General features: G+C 45.2%; 18 protein-coding genes. 9 read left to right on the plus strand and 9 right to left on the minus strand.

The genetic code is table 11. The features are described 5' to 3' along the window. Positions 1 to 481 precede the first annotated feature (481 nt). The 4 genes from mobI to FKN05_RS16660 all read left to right on the plus strand — a co-directional run bounded on the left by mobI (position 482) and on the right by FKN05_RS16660 (position 3,030). Positions 482 to 1,069, plus strand: a complete 588-nt coding sequence (mobI, locus tag FKN05_RS11850) for a conjugative transfer protein MobI(A/C) (protein WP_170887606.1) — start codon at positions 482 to 484, stop codon at positions 1,067 to 1,069. After that, a complete protein-coding gene (locus FKN05_RS11855) occupies positions 1,066 to 1,596 on the plus strand; it encodes a hypothetical protein (protein ID WP_170887607.1) in 531 nt (176 codons plus the stop codon). The genes mobI and FKN05_RS11855 overlap by 4 nt, the downstream gene beginning before the upstream one ends. A gap of 130 nt (positions 1,597 to 1,726) precedes the next feature. Continuing rightward, the gene (locus FKN05_RS11860) at positions 1,727 to 2,437 is read left to right on the plus strand and encodes a hypothetical protein (RefSeq protein ID WP_249339320.1); all 711 of its coding nucleotides are present in this window, start codon (positions 1,727 to 1,729) and stop codon (positions 2,435 to 2,437) included. Beyond that, positions 2,434 to 3,030, plus strand: coding sequence for a hypothetical protein (locus FKN05_RS16660; RefSeq protein ID WP_249339321.1), 597 nt, complete (start codon positions 2,434 to 2,436; stop codon positions 3,028 to 3,030). The genes FKN05_RS11860 and FKN05_RS16660 overlap by 4 nt, the downstream gene beginning before the upstream one ends. 165 nt (positions 3,031 to 3,195) lie before the next feature. On the opposite strand, the gene FKN05_RS11870 is transcribed toward FKN05_RS16660, so the two are convergent. Beyond that, positions 3,196 to 3,525, minus strand: a complete 330-nt coding sequence (locus FKN05_RS11870; protein WP_072605379.1) for a helix-turn-helix domain-containing protein — start codon at positions 3,523 to 3,525, stop codon at positions 3,196 to 3,198. A 111-nt stretch (positions 3,526 to 3,636) separates the two neighbouring features. On the opposite strand from FKN05_RS11870, the gene FKN05_RS11875 reads away from it, so the two are divergent. Continuing rightward, positions 3,637 to 4,125, plus strand: a complete 489-nt coding sequence (locus FKN05_RS11875; RefSeq protein ID WP_170887608.1) for a hypothetical protein — start codon at positions 3,637 to 3,639, stop codon at positions 4,123 to 4,125. Here the strand turns inward: FKN05_RS11875 and FKN05_RS11880 are convergent. After that, the gene (locus FKN05_RS11880) at positions 4,117 to 5,322 is read right to left on the minus strand and encodes a tyrosine-type recombinase/integrase (RefSeq protein ID WP_017042237.1); all 1,206 of its coding nucleotides are present in this window, start codon (positions 5,320 to 5,322) and stop codon (positions 4,117 to 4,119) included. The two genes, FKN05_RS11875 and FKN05_RS11880, sit on opposite strands and share 9 nt — an antisense overlap. Positions 5,323 to 5,506: 184 nt before the next feature. Then, positions 5,507 to 6,373: a YicC/YloC family endoribonuclease gene (locus FKN05_RS11885; protein WP_161428442.1), complete on the minus strand. Its 867-nt coding sequence runs from the start codon at positions 6,371 to 6,373 to the stop codon at positions 5,507 to 5,509. A 263-nt stretch (positions 6,374 to 6,636) separates the two neighbouring features. Between FKN05_RS11885 and rph the strand changes: the two genes are divergently transcribed. Next, the gene (gene rph, locus FKN05_RS11890; RefSeq protein ID WP_170887609.1) at positions 6,637 to 7,353 is read left to right on the plus strand and encodes a ribonuclease PH; all 717 of its coding nucleotides are present in this window, start codon (positions 6,637 to 6,639) and stop codon (positions 7,351 to 7,353) included. 106 nt (positions 7,354 to 7,459) lie between these two features. Beyond that, positions 7,460 to 8,107: an orotate phosphoribosyltransferase gene (gene pyrE / locus FKN05_RS11895; RefSeq protein ID WP_099610830.1), complete on the plus strand. Its 648-nt coding sequence runs from the start codon at positions 7,460 to 7,462 to the stop codon at positions 8,105 to 8,107. Between the two features lie 69 nt (positions 8,108 to 8,176). Here pyrE and FKN05_RS11900 read toward each other — a convergent pair whose 3' ends face one another. The 6 genes from FKN05_RS11900 to coaBC all read right to left on the minus strand — a co-directional run bounded on the left by FKN05_RS11900 (position 8,177) and on the right by coaBC (position 14,953). Further along, positions 8,177 to 9,406: an OFA family MFS transporter gene (locus FKN05_RS11900; protein ID WP_099610829.1), complete on the minus strand. Its 1,230-nt coding sequence runs from the start codon at positions 9,404 to 9,406 to the stop codon at positions 8,177 to 8,179. 133 nt (positions 9,407 to 9,539) lie between these two features. Continuing rightward, the gene (locus FKN05_RS11905) at positions 9,540 to 10,253 is read right to left on the minus strand and encodes a LytR/AlgR family response regulator transcription factor (RefSeq protein WP_161428439.1); all 714 of its coding nucleotides are present in this window, start codon (positions 10,251 to 10,253) and stop codon (positions 9,540 to 9,542) included. Then, positions 10,238 to 11,908, minus strand: coding sequence for a LytS/YhcK type 5TM receptor domain-containing protein (locus FKN05_RS11910; RefSeq protein WP_170887700.1), 1,671 nt, complete (start codon positions 11,906 to 11,908; stop codon positions 10,238 to 10,240). Before FKN05_RS11910 ends, FKN05_RS11905 begins: the two co-directional genes overlap by 16 nt. Positions 11,909 to 12,065: 157 nt before the next feature. After that, entirely contained in the window at positions 12,066 to 13,013 is a 948-nt protein-coding gene (gene lpxL / locus FKN05_RS11915; protein ID WP_170887701.1) for a Kdo(2)-lipid IV(A) acyltransferase, read from the minus strand. A gap of 5 nt (positions 13,014 to 13,018) precedes the next feature. Continuing rightward, positions 13,019 to 13,609, minus strand: coding sequence for a nucleoid occlusion factor SlmA (slmA, locus tag FKN05_RS11920; RefSeq protein WP_099610827.1), 591 nt, complete (start codon positions 13,607 to 13,609; stop codon positions 13,019 to 13,021). A gap of 144 nt (positions 13,610 to 13,753) precedes the next feature. Continuing rightward, a complete protein-coding gene (gene coaBC, locus FKN05_RS11925; protein ID WP_161428438.1) occupies positions 13,754 to 14,953 on the minus strand; it encodes a bifunctional phosphopantothenoylcysteine decarboxylase/phosphopantothenate--cysteine ligase CoaBC in 1,200 nt (399 codons plus the stop codon). Positions 14,954 to 15,186: 233 nt separating this feature from the next. Between coaBC and FKN05_RS11930 the strand changes: the two genes are divergently transcribed. After that, on the plus strand, positions 15,187 to 16,863 hold the full coding sequence (locus FKN05_RS11930) for a methyl-accepting chemotaxis protein (protein ID WP_202597941.1): 1,677 nt from the start codon (positions 15,187 to 15,189) through the stop codon (positions 16,861 to 16,863). A 220-nt stretch (positions 16,864 to 17,083) separates the two neighbouring features. Further along, positions 17,084 to 17,758: a RadC family protein gene (radC, locus tag FKN05_RS11935; RefSeq protein WP_161428437.1), complete on the plus strand. Its 675-nt coding sequence runs from the start codon at positions 17,084 to 17,086 to the stop codon at positions 17,756 to 17,758. Positions 17,759 to 18,080 lie beyond the last annotated feature (322 nt).

Below are 18,080 nucleotides of genomic sequence, written 5' to 3' on the forward strand. Positions count from 1 at the left end.
TTTGGATTTCTTGTTGTGCTTACGAGTTGATAACCTGCATTGAGAAGTCGTTTTTAGGTGATTTTCAGAATTAAACAGTACTAGGTATAGGTATGGGACTTTCACATGTGAAAGTCAGAAGTGCTATCGAAAACTTGCAGACAAAGCCCCACATAAGTTTGGATAATACCAGTTAATGTTCCATCCGCTTCAGCTTTGATTTCCAAGGTCCCACATAGCTCTAGAAACAAAATCTAGCAGCCCCAGAGCGTTACTACTATTTTTGGTGAAAGTAATCACCGAGGCCCCACATTAGATAGTTTATTGAAAAGTGACTGGTTAGGTTCCGGTAAGGAGGTTCTATCAATGTGCAGCATTATTATTGGGGCATTGAAACTAAAAGTCTCTCAAACTGTCCAGAATGGGCATTTCCAGAGTGCAACCGAAATAGAAAGTCTCGGTAGACTGTAGCTCGTAGCAGTCATACAGAAGGAGGCTTATTATGCAAGACTACATTGAGCAGGATAGATTAGCGTTTAATTGGCATCAGTTAGCCCATTACCGTGATGAATTTAATGAGTCAGAGTATTTTGAGAAGGCTCTGAGCCAGTCAGAAATGCTCCTCGACGAAATTATTAAGATTACACGCCAAGAGCCATTTCGACTCGAATTTATGGCTAGTTGTTTCGCTAGTAATTTTTGGCGTTTTAACCGACATTATCGCTCACCTGACATTTCGGAAGTACCTGGACGGTTTGGCTGCCGTGTGAGGGTTAAAGATAATAAGTTTGAGGCCTCATGGTATCTCAATGTTTTTCTTGATGAAGAAGACATGAAGCGCAGAAAAAACAAACACCAAAAAGTTAGGTCAGTACATATTCCGAAGGGGCCTGGTAGTCGCTATCGCCCAAGCAGTTTTTCGAAAGCTCAAGATTGGGAAAAGGTGAAAATCAATTATGCAGAGGATGCTTTCCAGCTTCTCCGAGAAATCCGACATGAGATGGATAACATCAGAAAAAAAGTTGAAATGTGTCAGCGTCGTTTTATCAAGCTGCGAGCTCATTTTGAATTGATGGAGGAACCCAAATGAGTTTAGAAGATCCATTAGTTGGTATTTTTGATAAAAATATTCAAGTTAATTTAGCTAACCTAACGATCAATATTCATGATTCTGAATTGTTATCTACATACATTTCAAGGATAAAAGATGAGTTGATCATACAGCGACGTGAATTAAGGCGATCAGCTATCGCCTTGGAAGAGGCATTCAATAATCACAGAGAAATATTAAAGAAAGAACACTCCGGTCAGGAGCCTTTTCGGTTTGTTTTTACAGTATATTTCGAAGATAACCTGCCTAGCTTTCAGTGGTTTAAAGTTATAGTTTTTAACAGAGACAAACCACCAAAGTTAGAAATGTTGACAGGGAACATTTTGAAGCAAAAAAGGATGAGTAACGTCGCTGATTGGGAACGACAAATGTATTACCACTTATGTCTGCAAATAGAAGAAATGAAAGTGCGTGCGAACTTTATTTCAGACTTTGAGAAGAAGTTATTACAGCTTTTATCCCCTATTGATAAGCTTGAAATGTTCATTCAGAACAAAGTCAATTAAATCATGGTGTTGTTTGACGTTTAAAGAAGCCTTGCCTAAATTAGTGGCGAGGCTTTTATTTTTATTGAGAGTGGGGTTGCATTTTAAAATTCGATGATACGCTGGTATTAAAAAGGAGGATATGCCAGTGATGAACTTAAAAGTTCAGTCAGTATCTGCCAATAAAAGAAAAGTCAGCGTTGCATGGTTCGTCGGATTATCAAAGCATGGGATAGTTGATGTTGAAATTGGACGAGTTGAGAACCGTGTAGCTATTGCAGAGTTAACAGCAGTACGCTCTTTGCTCTGGGACTGTCAGGTCTTCGGACATCGTCCTAGTAGCGGTAAAGGTCTTGAGATAGGGTTTCCACATACGACCTTTCAGTCTTTGGAGCAGTGCTCAAGTGATGAGTTGCTGCGAGCGAGTCAGTATTTAAAGACGTGGCTGGACGGTGCTCAACTCAAACCAGATGAAATTGTCGGTGTTGCTGCTTCTACTGAACAGATACCTGTGATCCAGCCATATCGTTCACCTCAGCCCGTATTTGATTCACCAGTTTTGGGACCAGTGGCAATCAGTCGCCATGCCATACAGCGTTATCAGGATCGCTTTCAACATGGGTATACGAAGTCTCCTTGGTTAAGCCTGCAACGACAGCTTTGTAACCCCGAATTGCGCCAAGCGAGACTCTCAGAACGTACACGATTTCAGAAACTGCTGAAGTACGGAGACGATGGCAGCCAAGTCTGGCACCACCCGACGGGAGATCTATATTTCTTGCTAGTGCCACAGGAGACTCACTCGCTGGTCGTGACAGTTTTTTCCCATTTGAGTCACTCTATGGCTAAGGAGGCAGCATGATTCTGAAGATGAACGCCGTTTCTGCTGATGTGTCTTCAAAGCACCCTGGCAGTGCTGGTATTGAACCTCATGCTTTCACCGAAAAAGAGGTGGAGACAACGATGCGTGTTGATTGGCTTTGGCCGCTCAAAGTGATAGTAAAATTGGTTCTTTTTGTGACGCTGTTGTTTGCCTTGCCCAGCCCAATTTCATTTTTGATTATCCTGTTTACCGCAGCTTATTGCGTGAACAAGCTACATCGACGTTATGGCAGGCCCAGAGCCAGCAATAACAAGGCGAAACGGTTCCAAGGGCATGGATCGATATCGATAGGAGCTAGCTCGGCATCTGGCTTATTAAGTTCAGGAGTATACCGAGCTGGATGGGTCAGCGCGGCGAGTGCGGAATTGATGCCAGATATCGCAGATGCCAGTTCTGATTCGAGCTCTTCATTTTGGTGTGGTGATATCAACCCAGCAAGTGGCCTTCCCATGATGGAAAATTCTTGTATTGATGTCGGTGGCAATGTGTTTGGGGATGACAGTATGACTAGCATTGATACCAGTTTTGACTGTGGTGGTATTAGCTGCGACCCATTTGATTCAACGATTTAAGGAGGTTGTATGGATTTGCTTTGGTATTGGTTCGCAGGTCTGCTTTTGACAGTTGGTGCTGTTGGATGTGTCTACTGGTATGCCGCATATCAGGCAAAGCGGGGTGGGAGTAACAAGGATGGATAGTTTTCCCTATTTCCCACGTATCCCAATTTCCCAGTGAATTTAGGATTTACTTGAGGTGTGTGGCTGGTTACTAGCTAATTTTTGAATTAGTGTGCTTTTTTCTTCTTCTGAGAGATTTTCTATAAGGCATAGAAGTTCAGCTGTCTTTTGCGAATCACAGAAAAAGAACGCAATGGGTACGTTTAGTTCTTCTGCCATTTTTCTTAACGTGTTGATATCAGGCGTATGGCGGCCTTTCTCATAATGGTTCATGCGTCCACTCGCCACACTTGGGTCCATACCAATACGAATACCGAGCGTTTTTTGGCTGATGCCTGCTCGCGTTCTTGCCTCTTTAAGGCGTATTGGTAGGGGGCTTGGGTTTGGCAAATCACATTCATCGACAATCTCTAGATGCTTAGATCTTCTAAGTTTTTTATGATTCTGTATACTTAGGATATCTAAGCTTTGTGGTTGATGGAATAGTCATGGAGAGCAAAAATGCCTAGTAAGTTTGCACTTAAAAGAAAAATGAGAAGTGGTGTACCGTTGAAAGTCCTCAGTGTATGTTTATCGGTAGGTTTATCTGCCCAAGCATATGCTGTGCCTAGTTATGAGCTCACATATGGTGACTGGAAGCAGATGTGTGGTCAGCCTAACCAAGCGTGCAACTTTTTCCTAAAAGGTTTTTTGCAATCAGCTTCTTTTTGGACTCAGTGGGTTGAAGATGCGGCGTTACTTCGCCCTGATCTTAAAAGAGCAAATGATATCGTGCGTTGGGTCAGTATGCCTCAAGATAATGGTCAGCTTTGCTTACCAAGAAACATTCAGTTTGAATCAGTAAGATCTCATGTCGATCGATCCCTTGAGCTGCTGTATCGAGAACAGCCTGATTTTACTCCAGGGCCCAGTACATTGCTTACAGGGCCTGGTTTAAGGGTAAATCTGTATGATGCATTTAAGAATGCGTACCCTTGTCGATCACAGTAAATGGCATATACGATCTGCAACTTTCTGGTGTGCTTCTCGTCGCTCCTCCAGAAAATCGTGGCGGTTGTAGATGCCTTCAACCCCTTTGAGTTTGTGATTTAGACACCTTTCAGCCACTTGACCATCAATGCCCTCGGCTGAAGCCAGTGTTCTGAAGGTACGACGCAGGTCATGGACAACAAAGTAATCAACCCCTTCCATTTTATTTTTGGTTGGCCTCTCTTTGTCACGACCAAACAAATATTTAATAGCGGTGGTTATTGTATCTGAGCCCATGTATGGATTTTTGCTCCTCCTTCTACTCGGAAATACATAATCGGAATCAAGAGCTCTGATTTTGAGTTCTTGCAGCCATTCCACAGCTTGGCGAGGAAGTGGGATAGTTAATGGTATGCCATTTTTGGTTCTCTCTTTGGGGAGCTCCCAGATCCCATTATCTAAATCAAACTCATCCCAAGGCGCTTGGCAGAGCTCGCTATTTCTGACGCCTAGCACTAGATATAAGCAGCAAGCTAGATAGTTTTCTCGTGTAAAGCTTACATTGTTCTCTCTGAACACTCGAAACACAGTTGCTATCTCGTCTTCGGTCAAAACACGCTCTCGACTTTTTTCAACACCTCCTGCGTCGTTGACACGAAAAGCTGCTGCCGGGTTGAACTGTGTGAGGTCGAGTTTGTTTGCATGTCGAAAAAGCTGTTTCATGTACATCAAGGTGTCATTTGCGATGCTTTTGCGGCCACTATCTACGACGCGCTTGATTACTTCTCTTACATCAAGAGCAGTGACTTGATCGATTCTTATTTTGCCCATCACTGGGTGGATTTCTTTGGTGTAGATACGCTTGGGGATGTTGGCGTGTTGCAGTCTTACTTGAAGATCGTTTTTATACCAATCATCGAACAGTTGCTCGACGGTTTCTATACCTGACCATTGACGGCGTTGACGTTCGGCCAGTGGATTTATGCCTTGTTTAATGAGCTTTCGCTGCTGGAAGGCGGCATCGCGTGCGTCAGCAAGGGATAGTTCTGGGTAGGACCCAAGTGTCATTTCTGGACGACTGCCGTTGATTGAAAATCGCAAGATCCAAAACGGTTCTCCAGATGCGGGTACAACGAAGTACAGGCCATTACCGTCTGCGGTTTTGCGTGGTTCATCTTTGGCTAAAGCGGCGACTTTACGTGCATTGAGCTTGCCCATAGTGTTCTCCTTGTCATGGAAAGTTACTCACCATTTAAGGGCATACTAGATCAATCCTACTCACCACTAAACTCACCAGTTGGTTGAAAACAGAGGCAAAGACCTGAAATCTTCTGAAAACAAAAAAGCCCCTATTTACAGGGACTTGGTAAGATTAAGTAAGCGCAAAGAGACTCAAAAACCCTTATTCGATATTTTGGATCTGCTCACGCATTTGTTCAATCAGCACTTTCAGCTCTACACCAGAAGCGGTGATATCGGTCGAGATCGATTTTGAGGCCAGTGTGTTCGATTCACGGTTAAATTCTTGCATCATAAAGTCGAGTTTTCGGCCACAAGCACCGCCTTTCTTAAGCACATTACGAGTTTCTTTAATATGAGAGTCGAGGCGATCCAGCTCTTCTGCTACATCGGATTTTTGTGCCAGTAGAATGAGTTCTTGCTCGACACGAGAGGTATCTAATTCAATGTTGGCTTCTTCAAATTTACTGAATAGACGCTCACGTTGCCATTGGAGAATTTCTGGCATTCGTGCGCGAACTTTTACCACTTCTTCGCCAATAGCCGTTAAGCGTTGTTCAATTAACGCTTTCATATTGTCGCCTTCACGACCACGTGCTTCAATAAAATCGCTTAGCGCATCATCGAAACCTGCTAGCAGTGTTTTGTTAATGCTATCCATGTCTTGTTCTGGGGTTTCCATCACTCCCGGCCATTGCATCACTTGGAATGGGTTGATGCGGCTGAGTTCACCGGTCATATGCATGATCTGGTTGGCAGCTTTAATTACTTGCTCGGCAAGCGGTTCATTAATGATCAGTTCACTATGTGCAGCGGCACTGGCTTCATAACGTAAGTGACATTCAACTTTGCCACGGGCTAATCGTTGACGAAAACGTTCACGAAGAACCGGTTCTAGGCTACGAAACTGTTCGGGTAAGCGAAAATAAGTTTCTAAATAACGTTGGTTAACAGAACGAATTTCCCATACGGCGGTGCCCCATTCGCCTTTCAGTTCTTTGCGTGCGTAGGCAGTCATGCTGTAAATCATTACCATATCCTTAATTGAGTCGGCTTTTTAGCGCAATAAGTCAATAATACGGCAAAGATTGGCGAGATCCTAGGTTCGATCCCTACTCACTTACTTGATGATCCAGCTTGCTTGGTGATCCAGATAGTTGAAAAGCGAGTGAGCATGGATTGCTTGTGTATTCCGTTTGAGTTTTGACTATTGCTCGCACCTAGCACCTAACCGTTATTTCCAGTATAATCTCGCTCCAATCTTGTTTATTCCTTCACAAAAGGCATTTAACCATGCGTCCAAATGACCGCGCGGCAGATCAAGTTCGCCCAATTAAAATCACTCGCAATTATACGGCGTATGCTGAAGGCTCAGTACTCGTTGAATTCGGTAATACTAAAGTTTTGTGTAATGCAACGGTGGAAGAAAATGTACCGCGTTGGCTAAAAGGTCAAGGTAAAGGCTGGGTAACCGCGGAATATGGCATGTTGCCCCGCGCGACGCATTCGCGTACCCGCCGTGAAGCGACGACTGGCAAGCAAGGTGGTCGTACGATGGAAATTCAACGTTTGATCGCGCGCAGCTTACGTGCGGTGGTGGATCTGGAAGCGATGGGCGAGTTTATGATTACGGTTGACTGTGATGTGATTCAGGCCGATGGTGGAACTCGTACCGCTTCTATTTCTGGCGCAAGTGTGGCGATGGCCGATGCTTTTTCCCACCTTGTGGCACAAGGAAAATTAAAAAAGAACCCAATGAAAGGTCATGTTGCTGCTGTTTCGGTTGGCATTTTAGGGGATGAGGTACTGTGTGATTTAGAGTACGTTGAAGACTCAGCTGCCGATACTGACATGAATGTGGTGATGACGGAAGAAGGCAAGATGATCGAAATTCAAGGCACGGCAGAAGGCGAACCATTCAGCCATGATCAATTGCTAGCGTTACTGGCGTCGGCCAAGAAAGGCATTGGTGAGATCATCGCCGAGCAGAAAGCCGCGTTAGCGGAATGATTGAGTCAGTAGCTCCCATTAAGGGGGCTATTTTTTTATCTATTGCAAGAAGTTAGAACCTAGGTCCTAGGTCCTAGAACCTAAAACCAACATCGAGAGAGTATTCATGAAAGCCTACCAGCGTGAATTTATTGAGTTTGCCTTAGAAAAGGAAGTGTTGAAATTTGGTGAGTTTACTTTGAAGTCCGGTCGTAAAAGCCCTTACTTTTTTAACGCTGGCCTGTTTAATACGGGGCGTGATTTGGCGCGACTCGGCCGTTTTTATGCCGCGGCACTGGCAGATTCTGGTATTGAGTTTGATGTGCTGTTTGGCCCTGCTTACAAAGGGATTCCGATTGCCACCACTACCGCCGTGGCCTTAGCGGATCACCACGATATCGATACGCCTTACTGTTTTAACCGCAAAGAAGCCAAAGATCATGGTGAAGGTGGCAACTTAGTCGGCTCCGCGCTGGAAGGGCGCATTATGCTGGTGGATGATGTGATTACCGCAGGGACAGCGATTCGTGAGTCAATGGCAATCATTCAAGCCAATGGCGCTGAGTTAGCGGGCGTTTTAGTGGCGATTGATCGTCAAGAGAAAGGTAAAAGCGAACTGTCGGCGATTCAGGAAGTTGAACGTGATTTTGGCTGTCAGATCATCTCTATTGTGAGCTTGAACGATTTGGTTACCTATTTACAAGAGCAAGGAACGGATGCTGCCCAACTGGATGCAGTGAAAGCTTATCGTGCTCAGTATGGTGTGAACGGCTAAATAAAATCGCGGCTGGTGATAGAAGCCAGCCGCGGAGTCTTTTCTGATTGTGAATCCGTTCCTAATCGCTTAGCGAGTGTGTGAAGATAAAGAGGCTTGCCAACTGATAGCTGTGGATTGTGTCTCTTTCGGCGCACGTAGCCAAAGAGCAATACACAGTGATACACCGAGCAGCAGTAACATCACGCTGAAAGTCGCTTCAAACCCGCCAAATAAAGAAGCAACCATCGATCCAAAAAAGCTTCCTAGGCCAAAACCAAGATAAATAACCCCATAGTTTTGGGTCAAAGAATTGAGCCCAAAGTAATCACTGACTAAGGTTGGAAATACCGTAATCGCGCCGCCAAAACTGAATGCAACACAGGCAATCGCCATAAAAAATCGCATTTCATTGAGGGGGACAAAGAGTAAGATGCTCACACCTAAGGTACAGATCAGTAACGCAATCCCCACCACTTTGCGGCGCTCCATTTTATCCGACAAAATGCCCAGGACTAAACGTCCCGCTAAATTAGCCATCGCCAGAATCGCTACCGAAGAAGCGGCCGCCGCAGTTGAGAGGTGTACTTGCAGTTCGCCTACGTCTTTTGCTACGCCAATTACGTATAAACCGCTCATACAAATGGTGAAAAAGACCGTAGCCAATAGCCAAAATTGAGGCGTTTTAGTGCTTTGTTGTAATGAGTATTCTTGGCGTTGGTCGCTACTATTGTTGACTTGGCTGGTTGTTTGAATGGGGGCATCGTGCATTAATAAGCCACCGAGCACCACCAAGCTTCCCGCAATCAGTGCCCACATGGTAAAGGTCATGCTTACGCCACTTTGCTCAAGAAAATATAGGTTAATGTATTTAAACCCTAAGCTACCCAACCCATATGCGCCAATGGCACAAGCTGAAGCTAAGCCTTTACGTTCAGGGAAAAACCGCACGCAGTTAGACAAGGTCATTAAGTAGCCAGTGCCATCGGCAAAGCCAAGGATCAAACCAGCACTGACATACAGTAACCAGACTTGGGAAACTTGCCCAGCCCAGAGTAAACCCAAGCTCAAGACTAACCCTGCAGCAATAGTGACACGACGTACACCAAATCGTTTTTGCAGTAAGCCAGATACGGAAGAGGCCAAAGCAAGCGCCAAGGTTAATAGCCCAAAAGAAAAGGCAACCTGATTCACCGGCGCGGCTAATTTTTCCGCGAGAGGTGCGTTAAATAAGCTCCAGGTATACACAGAGCCGAGCGCAAATTGTGCAATCACGGTGCCAATTAAGGTCTGTAATCTTGGGGTAATCATGTGTCGCATAACGGTACTCCATAACAAAATGAGTAAGGATTACCGTTAAGATACGAGCCTTATTCCCCTATCAGCAATAGGGTTAAAGCAAGATAAAATGAGCTGCATTACTGGCGCATCAAATGCAATTATTTGGCATGAATTACAATTGCATTCGCTCGCGGAAGGTTTTTAAGTTACTTCGACTGACAGGAATAGTGGCTTCACTTCCCTGTAAATGGAGCAGATAAGTACTGTTGACCCAAGGGATGATTTCCTGCACGCGAGTAAGGTTGACACAATAAGAGCGGTGACAGCGGAAAAAAGAGTGGGCGGGAAGCTGTTCGCATAGCTCGCTGATCGGATATGGCACATAAAACTCACCGTCATCACAATAGACCAGAGTAATTTTCTCCTTCGCCATGGCATAAATCACCTGCTCAGGCTCGGTAATCCGAATCCGATTGTCGCGCATAAGATGCAGTGGCGCACTGCAGGGAATCGGTTGACTGATTACCTGCGTCAGTTGTAATTTATCGAGCACATTTTTCACTCGTTGTTCATTGAGTGGTTTTAATAAATAATCAAAAGCTTCCAGTTCAAAGGCTTCTGCCGCGTGTTCTTTGTAGGCCGTGGTGAAAATAATATAAGGAGGTCGAATCGCCGGCGGCAAGCTACGTGCTAACAGCATGCCATCCATGGCTGGCATATTAATGTCTAAAAACAACACATCTACCGGATGGTTTTGTAGATATTTTAACGCTGACAAACCATCGTCAAAGCTGGCGATAATCTTGATATCACTATGTTTTTCAATTAAATAACGTAGCTCCTCTTGAGCCAGATATTCATCCTCAACCACTATTGCGCGTAACATGCTTTCCCCTTAGTCAGAATATCGAAGCGAATTTGTGTTCCAGGGTTTAATCGTTCAATGCGTAGCCCTTGACCGTACAATAATTGTAACCGCTGATGTACATTCATTAGCCCGATATGCTGGCTATTAATTTCTCCTTGATAGAGTTGTTCAATTAACTCTGGTGCGATACCGACACCAGTATCGGTAATGGTTACCTGCGCACCTTGAGCGGTGGCCCGCACTTGAATCGTGATCTCACAAGCGTGGGCAGAAGGTTGAAACCCATGTTGGATGGCATTTTCCACTAAAGGTTGGATCAACAAAGGCGCAACCGAGATAGACACCGGTTCGACATCGAAGTGAACTTTTAATTTGTGACCGAACCGTGCTTGTTCAATGGCAACATAATCACGCACTTGTTTGAGAGCGTCATCGAGTGGAATGAACCGTTGTGTGCAGTGTAAGTTATAGCGCAAAAAGTCAGCCAAATTACCGATTAAGCTGCGTGCCTCATCCGGACGCAGGCGAATCAAACTCGCAATCGCATTCAGTGCGTTGAATAGAAAATGCGGATTGATCTTGCTTTGCAGGGCCGAGAATTCGGCTTGGCTAGCCATCTCTTTGAGTTGTTCAACACGCGACACTTCCAACTGGGTTGAAATCAGCTGTGATAAGCCAATCGCCATCTCTTTTAACGGACGATGAATTCGATTGGGCTGTCGATAAAAAATCTTTAAAGTGCCGGTTACCTGCTGATTTTCCCATAGGGGAATAATCAATAAAGAACGAAAATGATATAGATTCAAATTGTTACTGATGATCTGCTGACCCAGTTTTACCGCTTGCTGAGTCAGCTCACTAATTTGATGATGCGCATCGAGATACTCTTCTTCACCAATACCAACATAGGCGAGAACGTCTTGTGTGTCGGTAATGGCTACTGCATCGGCCTGAGTATTGTGACGGATGACTTGACACCCTTTGGTGAGGGCACTGCGGCCTCCTTGGCGAAAATAGGGCAGTGTTTGGGTCGCAATATGAAGGGCTTGTTTGGCTTGCAAGGCGGCCAGTCGTTCTTTCTCATCATCAATGTGTTGAACTAGTTGAATAATTAAGCCAATACAGAGTGTGCCGGCGATCATCGGAAAGCTAATATGGCTGACAATGTTATAAGCTAGCGGGTGATCTTCTGCGAGTAGGACAATTAACCCCATCGTCAGCGCTTCACACACCATGCCAACTAAAATGCCATAGCGGGCATAATGTATTTTATCGGCTCGATAATGGATCAACGCCGATAATAAACCGGCTACGATACTGGCAATTAAGCAGGCTTGTGACGTTGGGCCATTAATATCAATTAAGTAGCGATGCAGCCCAGAGACAACTCCGGCACTGATCCCAACCCATGGGCCAAACAAAATCCCGCCAGCGACAATGGCAATAATGCGAACATTGACCAATGAGCCATCGACGTTGACGCCCGTGTAGGTACTAAATAGAGCAAAGCCGATAAAAAGGGCTGCCAGCAGTGCTGTTTCTGTCGGGCGACGCTCGGTTTTTTGCACAATGGTTTGAATTAGGTGTAACCGTGTTAGCCAAAATAGCACCATCAGCAGTAAGGCCGCACGTTCAAACACCGCCAGCAACATCACAAATTGGTCGTTATACATCATGGTAAGAGCGAAAAATGAAAAGGGAAGCCAGTGTAACGGACTTCCCTTTTGATTACCTATGATTCAGATCATTGGCGAACAAAACCCGGTGATATCAGCAAGCTGAACGCTTATCTCTCAGCCGCTACGGGCAATGGTTTTTATGCGCAAGGGGTTAATGATAACGGCTGTGCTTCAGTTCAGGATCGGGCAAAGTTTTAAAGCGTTTATGCAGCCACATCCACTGTTCTGGGGCACGCAAAATAACATGTTCGACGTATTTGTTCATATAAGCGGCTGCGGCAGTTTCGTCTTTTTGTGGGTAATTTTCTGCAATCGAAAGGTCGGCTCTGATCTCATATTTACCTTGTGCATTCCTAAATCCTGAACCCATGACGATGGCACACCGACTGGTATAAGCCAAAATACTGGTTCCAGTTGTGGTGCAGGCATTATTGACCGCAAAAAATGGTACAAACACCGACTTGTTACGTCCGTAGTCGTGATCCGGAAGATAGAACAAACGTTGACCTTGGCGCAGTGTGCGTAGCATGGTTTTCAGATCTTTTCGGTCAATCAATTGATTACCATTACGCGTTCGACCACGATACTGAATAAAATCGTATGCCGGATTATTATGAGGGCGATAGGCACCATAACCCGGTAATCCTAAAACCGCGAAGGCGCGCGCAGTAATTTCCAAATTGAGAGCATGGACACAACACAGCAGTACGCCTCTACCTTGTTCGGAGTATTGGCGTATGACTGCGGTATCTTTATCTTCTAAGATCCGTTTAAAACGCCAAGTAGGCCAAAACCAAGTTATGCCTGTTTCAATCAAGGCCGCGCCGGTATTTTTAAAATTCTCCACCACAAACTGGTCAATGTCTGTTGCGCTCATGTCGGGGAAGGCTAATTCAAGATTGCGTTGTGCCACTTTTACCCGTTTTTTACCAAAACGCATGGCAAACTTGCCTAGGCTTCGCCCCAGCGTCAATAAGACAGGATAAGGCAGCAGATTGACCAACAGGGCTAAGAAGCCAAATCCGGCCCATACGCCCCAATATCTGGGATGCACTAAGGCCAATGAAAACTCAGGTTTTCCGTATTTCTTTTTACTCATCATGGTTACTTAATTTGTGCGCTAAGCAGGGCCCAATAATCATCAAAATTAGCGGTAGGCAGATATTTAAAATCGGAGCGTACAAAACGGTTTAAACTGCCTTCCACCTGTCCCAGTAATTGCGCGGCCAGTGTCCCTTCATCAACGGGAAAGGCTTTTCCTTCACGCAGTTTACGTTCGCGTAAAATTTGTCGTAATGAGGTTTCTATCCGTTCGTACAGTTGGTTGATCCGTTCACGCAATCGTTCATTTTCAAACATTAATGCATGGCCGGATAAAATTCGAGTCAAGCCAGGATTACGCTCAGAAAAGGCTAAAATTAACTGCATCACTAAACGAAGACGACTTAAGGTATCTTTCTCTTCATCGAGAATGCGGTTAATCCGTGACATTAAAGACTCTTCAATAAACTCAATCAAGCCTTCAAACATGCGAGCCTTGCTCGGGAAGTGACGATAAAGGGCCGCTTCTGAGACACCCACTTGTTTTGCTAATTTGGCGGTAGTAATGCGTGAAGCCCCTTCATGAGACTCAAGCATTTGCGCCAGGGCTTGGAGAATTTCTTCACGTCGATTGGTTTTCTTACTACCGGCCATAACCCGTTTTCCTTTTTTTACCAATAAGATAGGTGATTCATAATGGGTAACGCGTGCTTGCACGGGAATGCTTTATTCGTACGGTAAATCAACATCATTCGTACGGCAAGCCAACATCACGTGGGAATTTGACTCACCCATGTGCTACAGCTGTTGTGCAATCAACAACATTAATGCCTGAGCTAATTCACGCTTACTGGCCAGAGGGAGTTCCTGCTTGCCATCGTGCCAATAAACGGTTAATGCATTGTTATTACTATTAAAGCCTTGACCGGCGATAGAAACATCATTTGCGCAGATCATATCAAGATTTTTCTTCGTCAACTTGCCTCGTGCGTATGTTTCTACGTCTTGTGTTTCTGCAGCGAAACCAACGGTAAAAGGACGATGCTCAGCTAACCCAGCCACAGAGGCGACAATATCAGGATTTTTGACCAAGGTAATATTGAGAGTGTCATTTTGAGCGCTCTTTTTCATTTTTTGTTCGGCGACCTGCTCCGCTCGGTAGTCAGCGACCGCCGCACAGCCAATAAAAATATCACAGCTTGTCGCGTGTTCCATGACTGTTTGATGCATGTCTAACGCGCTTTGTACATCGATACGTGACACCTCGGTTGGTGTCGGCAGCGACACTGGCCCGCTAATCAGAGTTACCTTTGCCCCTAAAGTAGCGGCAGCTTCAGCAATGGCAAATCCCATTTTTCCTGAACTATGATTAGATAGATAACGTACCGGATCTAGCGGTTCACGTGTTGGCCCCGCGGTTAATAGTACCCGCTTACCAGCTAGTGGCTTAGGAGCAAAAAACGCCTCGCAGCGGGTGACTAGCTCCATCGGCTCTAACATGCGCCCTGGACCAACATCACCACAAGCTTGTTCTCCCGCGGCCGGCCCCCAAATATAAGCGCCACGCCGAGCCAAAGTGGCAATATTTTCTTGGGTAGCGACATTGTTATACATTTGCTGATTCATGGCAGGCGAGATCACCAGAGGAGCTTGAGTGGCTAACACCAAGGTCGTGAGTAAGTCATTGCCCATTCCAGCGGCTAATCGTGCAATCAAATCTGCGGTTGCCGGAGCCAGTAAGACAATGTCTGCCCATTTCGCCAGCTCAATGTGTCCCATAGAGGATTCTGCCGCAGGGTCAAGTAAGCTGTCGGCTACGGGGTGGCCAGAAACAGCCTGCATCGTAAGTGGAGTAATAAACTCTTTGGCTGCGTGGGTCATCACCACTCGTACTTCTGCGCCCCGCTCAATAAAACGACGCGTTAATTCTGCACATTTATAGGCAGCAATACCGCCACTAATGCCAAGCAGAATTTTTTTTCCTGCTAATGTTTGCATGCTTGAATTCCTCAAAATAGTGGGCGCAATGTTAGCACAACTTCTGAATAATGTTGGAGCCGTGTCAACAGACCCGAGGCTGTTTTACGGCCATTTAGCGGTTATCGCACTAAACTCGACCTGCCTTCACAGATATTTTTTTCTCGTTATGCATCATAGAACAAGAAGCTTTAGCTTCCCTTTAAAGCGCGATGCAAATAATAAAATAACAATAGGCCGAAAGGATGCTGATTATGACCTTTTTGAAAAGCAGAACCAAACTTTTACTGTTAACGGTGATACCACTTATCGTGATCACGGCGTTACTGACCGTTGTCAACCACTGGAACAACCGTCAAGCTTTAGAACAGGAATTGAGCCAATATCGCGAACAATTAGTTGAAACTCGTAAAGCTGAATTGCAAGCATATTTGATGATGGGTGTGACCGCAGTAAAGTCGTTATATGAGCAAGATCGCAACGGAGAGAATAAAGCTGCGGCGAAAGCGTTATTAAAAGCGATGCGTTTTGACAGCGATGGCTACTTTTTTGCTTATGATTCGCAAGGCATTAACACATTACACGCCATCAACCCCGCGTTGGAAGGAAAAAATTTATACGGCTTAAAAGATGAGAATGGCGTTGAAGTGATTGCCGGTTTAATTCGCGCCGCCAAATCAGGTGATGGTTTTCTTTACTTTTCTTGGCATAAACCAACGATTGATGCACAAGCGCCAAAATTAGGTTATGCGGAATACTTATCCAAATGGGATTGGGTACTGGGGACGGGCATTTATATTGATGATATCGACAGCCAAGTCGCAACATTTAGATCTCAGCGTGAAGCGCAGTCGGTTGAGCAATTATGGTCAACCATCGGTTTGTCCACCATCGGGCTTATTATTACTATTATCGTGGTTAGTGTGTTGGTGACTCGTGGCGTTGCACCCTTACAACATGTTGTTGCCTCGCTACAAGATGTTGCAGCTGGAGACGGTGATTTAACCGCGCGATTGAACGTCGAAAGCAATGATGAAATTGGTGATGTGGCAAAAGCCTTTAATGCCTTTATGGATAAACTGCATCCACTGATCCAAGATATTCGCTCTTCTGCCCAAGAGGTACAAGCAGCCGCAGGAGAGCTAGATACCCAAACCACCCAATCTAGCCAACAGATGAACGAGCACAGTTTGGAAACAGACAAAGTCGTGACCGCGGTAACCGAAATGAGTGCCACAGCACGAGAGGTCGCTAATAATACCAATGAAACCTCACAAGCGATCGAGTCGGCCAATGCTCAAATCCAAGAAGCCCAGCAAGAAGTTAACAGTGCCATTGAAGGTATTAGCGAACTGGTGAATGAAGTCAATATGACTTCTGAGGCGATACAAGAGCTGAGCCAGCAGACGGACAAAATCACCAATGTGTTGAATGTGATCGGTGAAATTGCTGAGCAGACGAATTTACTGGCCTTGAATGCGGCCATTGAAGCGGCTCGTGCAGGCGATCAAGGCCGAGGTTTTGCCGTTGTTGCTGACGAAGTTCGCTCGTTAGCGAGCCGCACGCAAAATAGCACTCAAGAGATCAGCAATATGCTCAGCGCACTGCATCAAGGGGTGAATAAAGCGGTGAGCAGCATGAACGTTAGCCAACAGCGTGGTGAAACAACGGCGCAGGAATCCGTGTTAATTAAAGAACGTTTAGCGGGGATTTCACATGCGGTTGAGACCATTCAAGATATGGGGATTCAAACCGCTTCAGCAGCAGAGCAACAAAGTGCGGTTGCTGAAGACATTAACCAAAACCTGGTTGCGATTCAGCAAATCGTCAACCAACTGAGTGACAATTTACAGCTTTCGCAATCCATCAGTACTCGACTTGCCCAATCGGGACAACAAATGGGGAGCTTAGTTAGCCACTTTAAGCTTTAGCGAACATCATTATTGCATGACACATTGATTTGCATCTAAGGGTGACTCAGGCCTGTTATGGCCTGAGTGCTAATCCATTTACACTGTTGTTTTAGTACTGGATGTTGTTTTACTACTGGATCTTGTTTTACTACTGCGGTTTTACTACTGGATCTGTTTTACCACCGGATACTAAGGCGCTTTGTGACTGTGATAATGAGCCAATGGATGGGCGTTCGCGATGCATTTCAAATTACTCCCAAGTGAATCAATGCCACGAGAAAAACTACTCACTCGTGGCCCTCAAGCGCTTTCAGATGCTGAACTGCTCGCCATTTTCTTGCGAACGGGGACTCCAGGCATGAACGTATTAGAACTCTCAGACTTTTTATTGCGAGAATCAGGTTCCTTGCGCGCGCTATTTTCAGCCAGTAAAGCGCAATTTTGTGCGCATAAAGGTTTGGGTGAGGCCAAATATGTTCAATTACAAGCGGTATTAGAAATGACTCAACGTTATTTAGCGGAAACCTTAAAGCGCGGCGAAGCCTTAACCAGCCCCCAACAAACCAAGCTCTATCTGTCTTGTGTGTTACGGGATCGTCAGCGAGAAGCCTTCTATACGTTGTTTTTAGATAACCAGCATCGAGTGATACAAGATGAAGTCTTATTTGAAGGCACTATTGATGCGGCGAGTGTTTATCCAAGAGAAGTCGTCAAACGGGCGCTGCATCATAATGCCGCGGCAGTCATTCTAGCTCACAATCATCCGTCAGGCATTGCAGAGCCCAGTCAAGCAGACCGACGGATTACTCAACGGCTGATCGATGCTTTGGCGCTGGTTGATATTCGAGTACTTGACCATTTTGTGGTGGGAGATGGCGAGGTGGTTTCGTTCGCAGAGCGAGGCTGGATATGACTTAAAGGATAAGACACATGGGAAAGGCAAGCGTGTTTAATTCTTATTCAGCAATAAGCAAAAACAAGGGGTCGAGGGATATTTGAAAGAATGTACAAAAAATGCTTAGCTTTCTACGGTTTTCTGTTATGATTCGCCCACATTTTTTAACCTCAGTCAGCTCAATAGAAAAAAAGATCACCAGTTCCTGCAAAAAGGATCTGTTCGGGTCTTGAGCAATGCGTGTCAAGTTAGTATAATGCGCGACCTTTGATAGCCTTGTATGGATTTTCCATAACGGTTTTTAACCTCAACTTCTTATTTAGAAAGAGAGAGGTTCGGC

This window comes from Vibrio sp. 1-1(7) (genome assembly GCF_013048485.1).
Lineage (GTDB): Bacteria > Pseudomonadota > Gammaproteobacteria > Enterobacterales > Vibrionaceae > Vibrio > Vibrio fujianensis.

Excerpts from the sequence above, each read along its gene's own strand:
- FKN05_RS11880 (WP_017042237.1), bottom strand. The coding sequence starts at position 5,322 with ATGGGCAAGCTCAATGCACGTAAAGTCGCCGCTTTAGCCAAAGATGAA.
- slmA (WP_099610827.1), bottom strand. The coding sequence starts at position 13,609 with ATGGCCGGTAGTAAGAAAACCAATCGACGTGAAGAAATTCTCCAAGCC.
- FKN05_RS11885 (WP_161428442.1), bottom strand. The coding sequence starts at position 6,373 with ATGATTTACAGCATGACTGCCTACGCACGCAAAGAACTGAAAGGCGAA.
- mobI (WP_170887606.1), top strand. The coding sequence starts at position 482 with ATGCAAGACTACATTGAGCAGGATAGATTAGCGTTTAATTGGCATCAG.
- FKN05_RS11930 (WP_202597941.1), top strand. The coding sequence starts at position 15,187 with ATGACCTTTTTGAAAAGCAGAACCAAACTTTTACTGTTAACGGTGATA.
- pyrE (WP_099610830.1), top strand. The coding sequence starts at position 7,460 with ATGAAAGCCTACCAGCGTGAATTTATTGAGTTTGCCTTAGAAAAGGAA.
- lpxL (WP_170887701.1), bottom strand. The coding sequence starts at position 13,013 with ATGAGTAAAAAGAAATACGGAAAACCTGAGTTTTCATTGGCCTTAGTG.
- FKN05_RS11900 (WP_099610829.1), bottom strand. The coding sequence starts at position 9,406 with ATGCGACACATGATTACCCCAAGATTACAGACCTTAATTGGCACCGTG.
- coaBC (WP_161428438.1), bottom strand. The coding sequence starts at position 14,953 with ATGCAAACATTAGCAGGAAAAAAAATTCTGCTTGGCATTAGTGGCGGT.
- FKN05_RS16660 (WP_249339321.1), top strand. The coding sequence starts at position 2,434 with ATGATTCTGAAGATGAACGCCGTTTCTGCTGATGTGTCTTCAAAGCAC.
- FKN05_RS11905 (WP_161428439.1), bottom strand. The coding sequence starts at position 10,253 with ATGTTACGCGCAATAGTGGTTGAGGATGAATATCTGGCTCAAGAGGAG.
- FKN05_RS11855 (WP_170887607.1), top strand. The coding sequence starts at position 1,066 with ATGAGTTTAGAAGATCCATTAGTTGGTATTTTTGATAAAAATATTCAA.
- FKN05_RS11860 (WP_249339320.1), top strand. The coding sequence starts at position 1,727 with ATGAACTTAAAAGTTCAGTCAGTATCTGCCAATAAAAGAAAAGTCAGC.
- rph (WP_170887609.1), top strand. The coding sequence starts at position 6,637 with ATGCGTCCAAATGACCGCGCGGCAGATCAAGTTCGCCCAATTAAAATC.
- radC (WP_161428437.1), top strand. The coding sequence starts at position 17,084 with ATGCATTTCAAATTACTCCCAAGTGAATCAATGCCACGAGAAAAACTA.
- FKN05_RS11875 (WP_170887608.1), top strand. The coding sequence starts at position 3,637 with ATGCCTAGTAAGTTTGCACTTAAAAGAAAAATGAGAAGTGGTGTACCG.
- FKN05_RS11910 (WP_170887700.1), bottom strand. The coding sequence starts at position 11,908 with ATGTATAACGACCAATTTGTGATGTTGCTGGCGGTGTTTGAACGTGCG.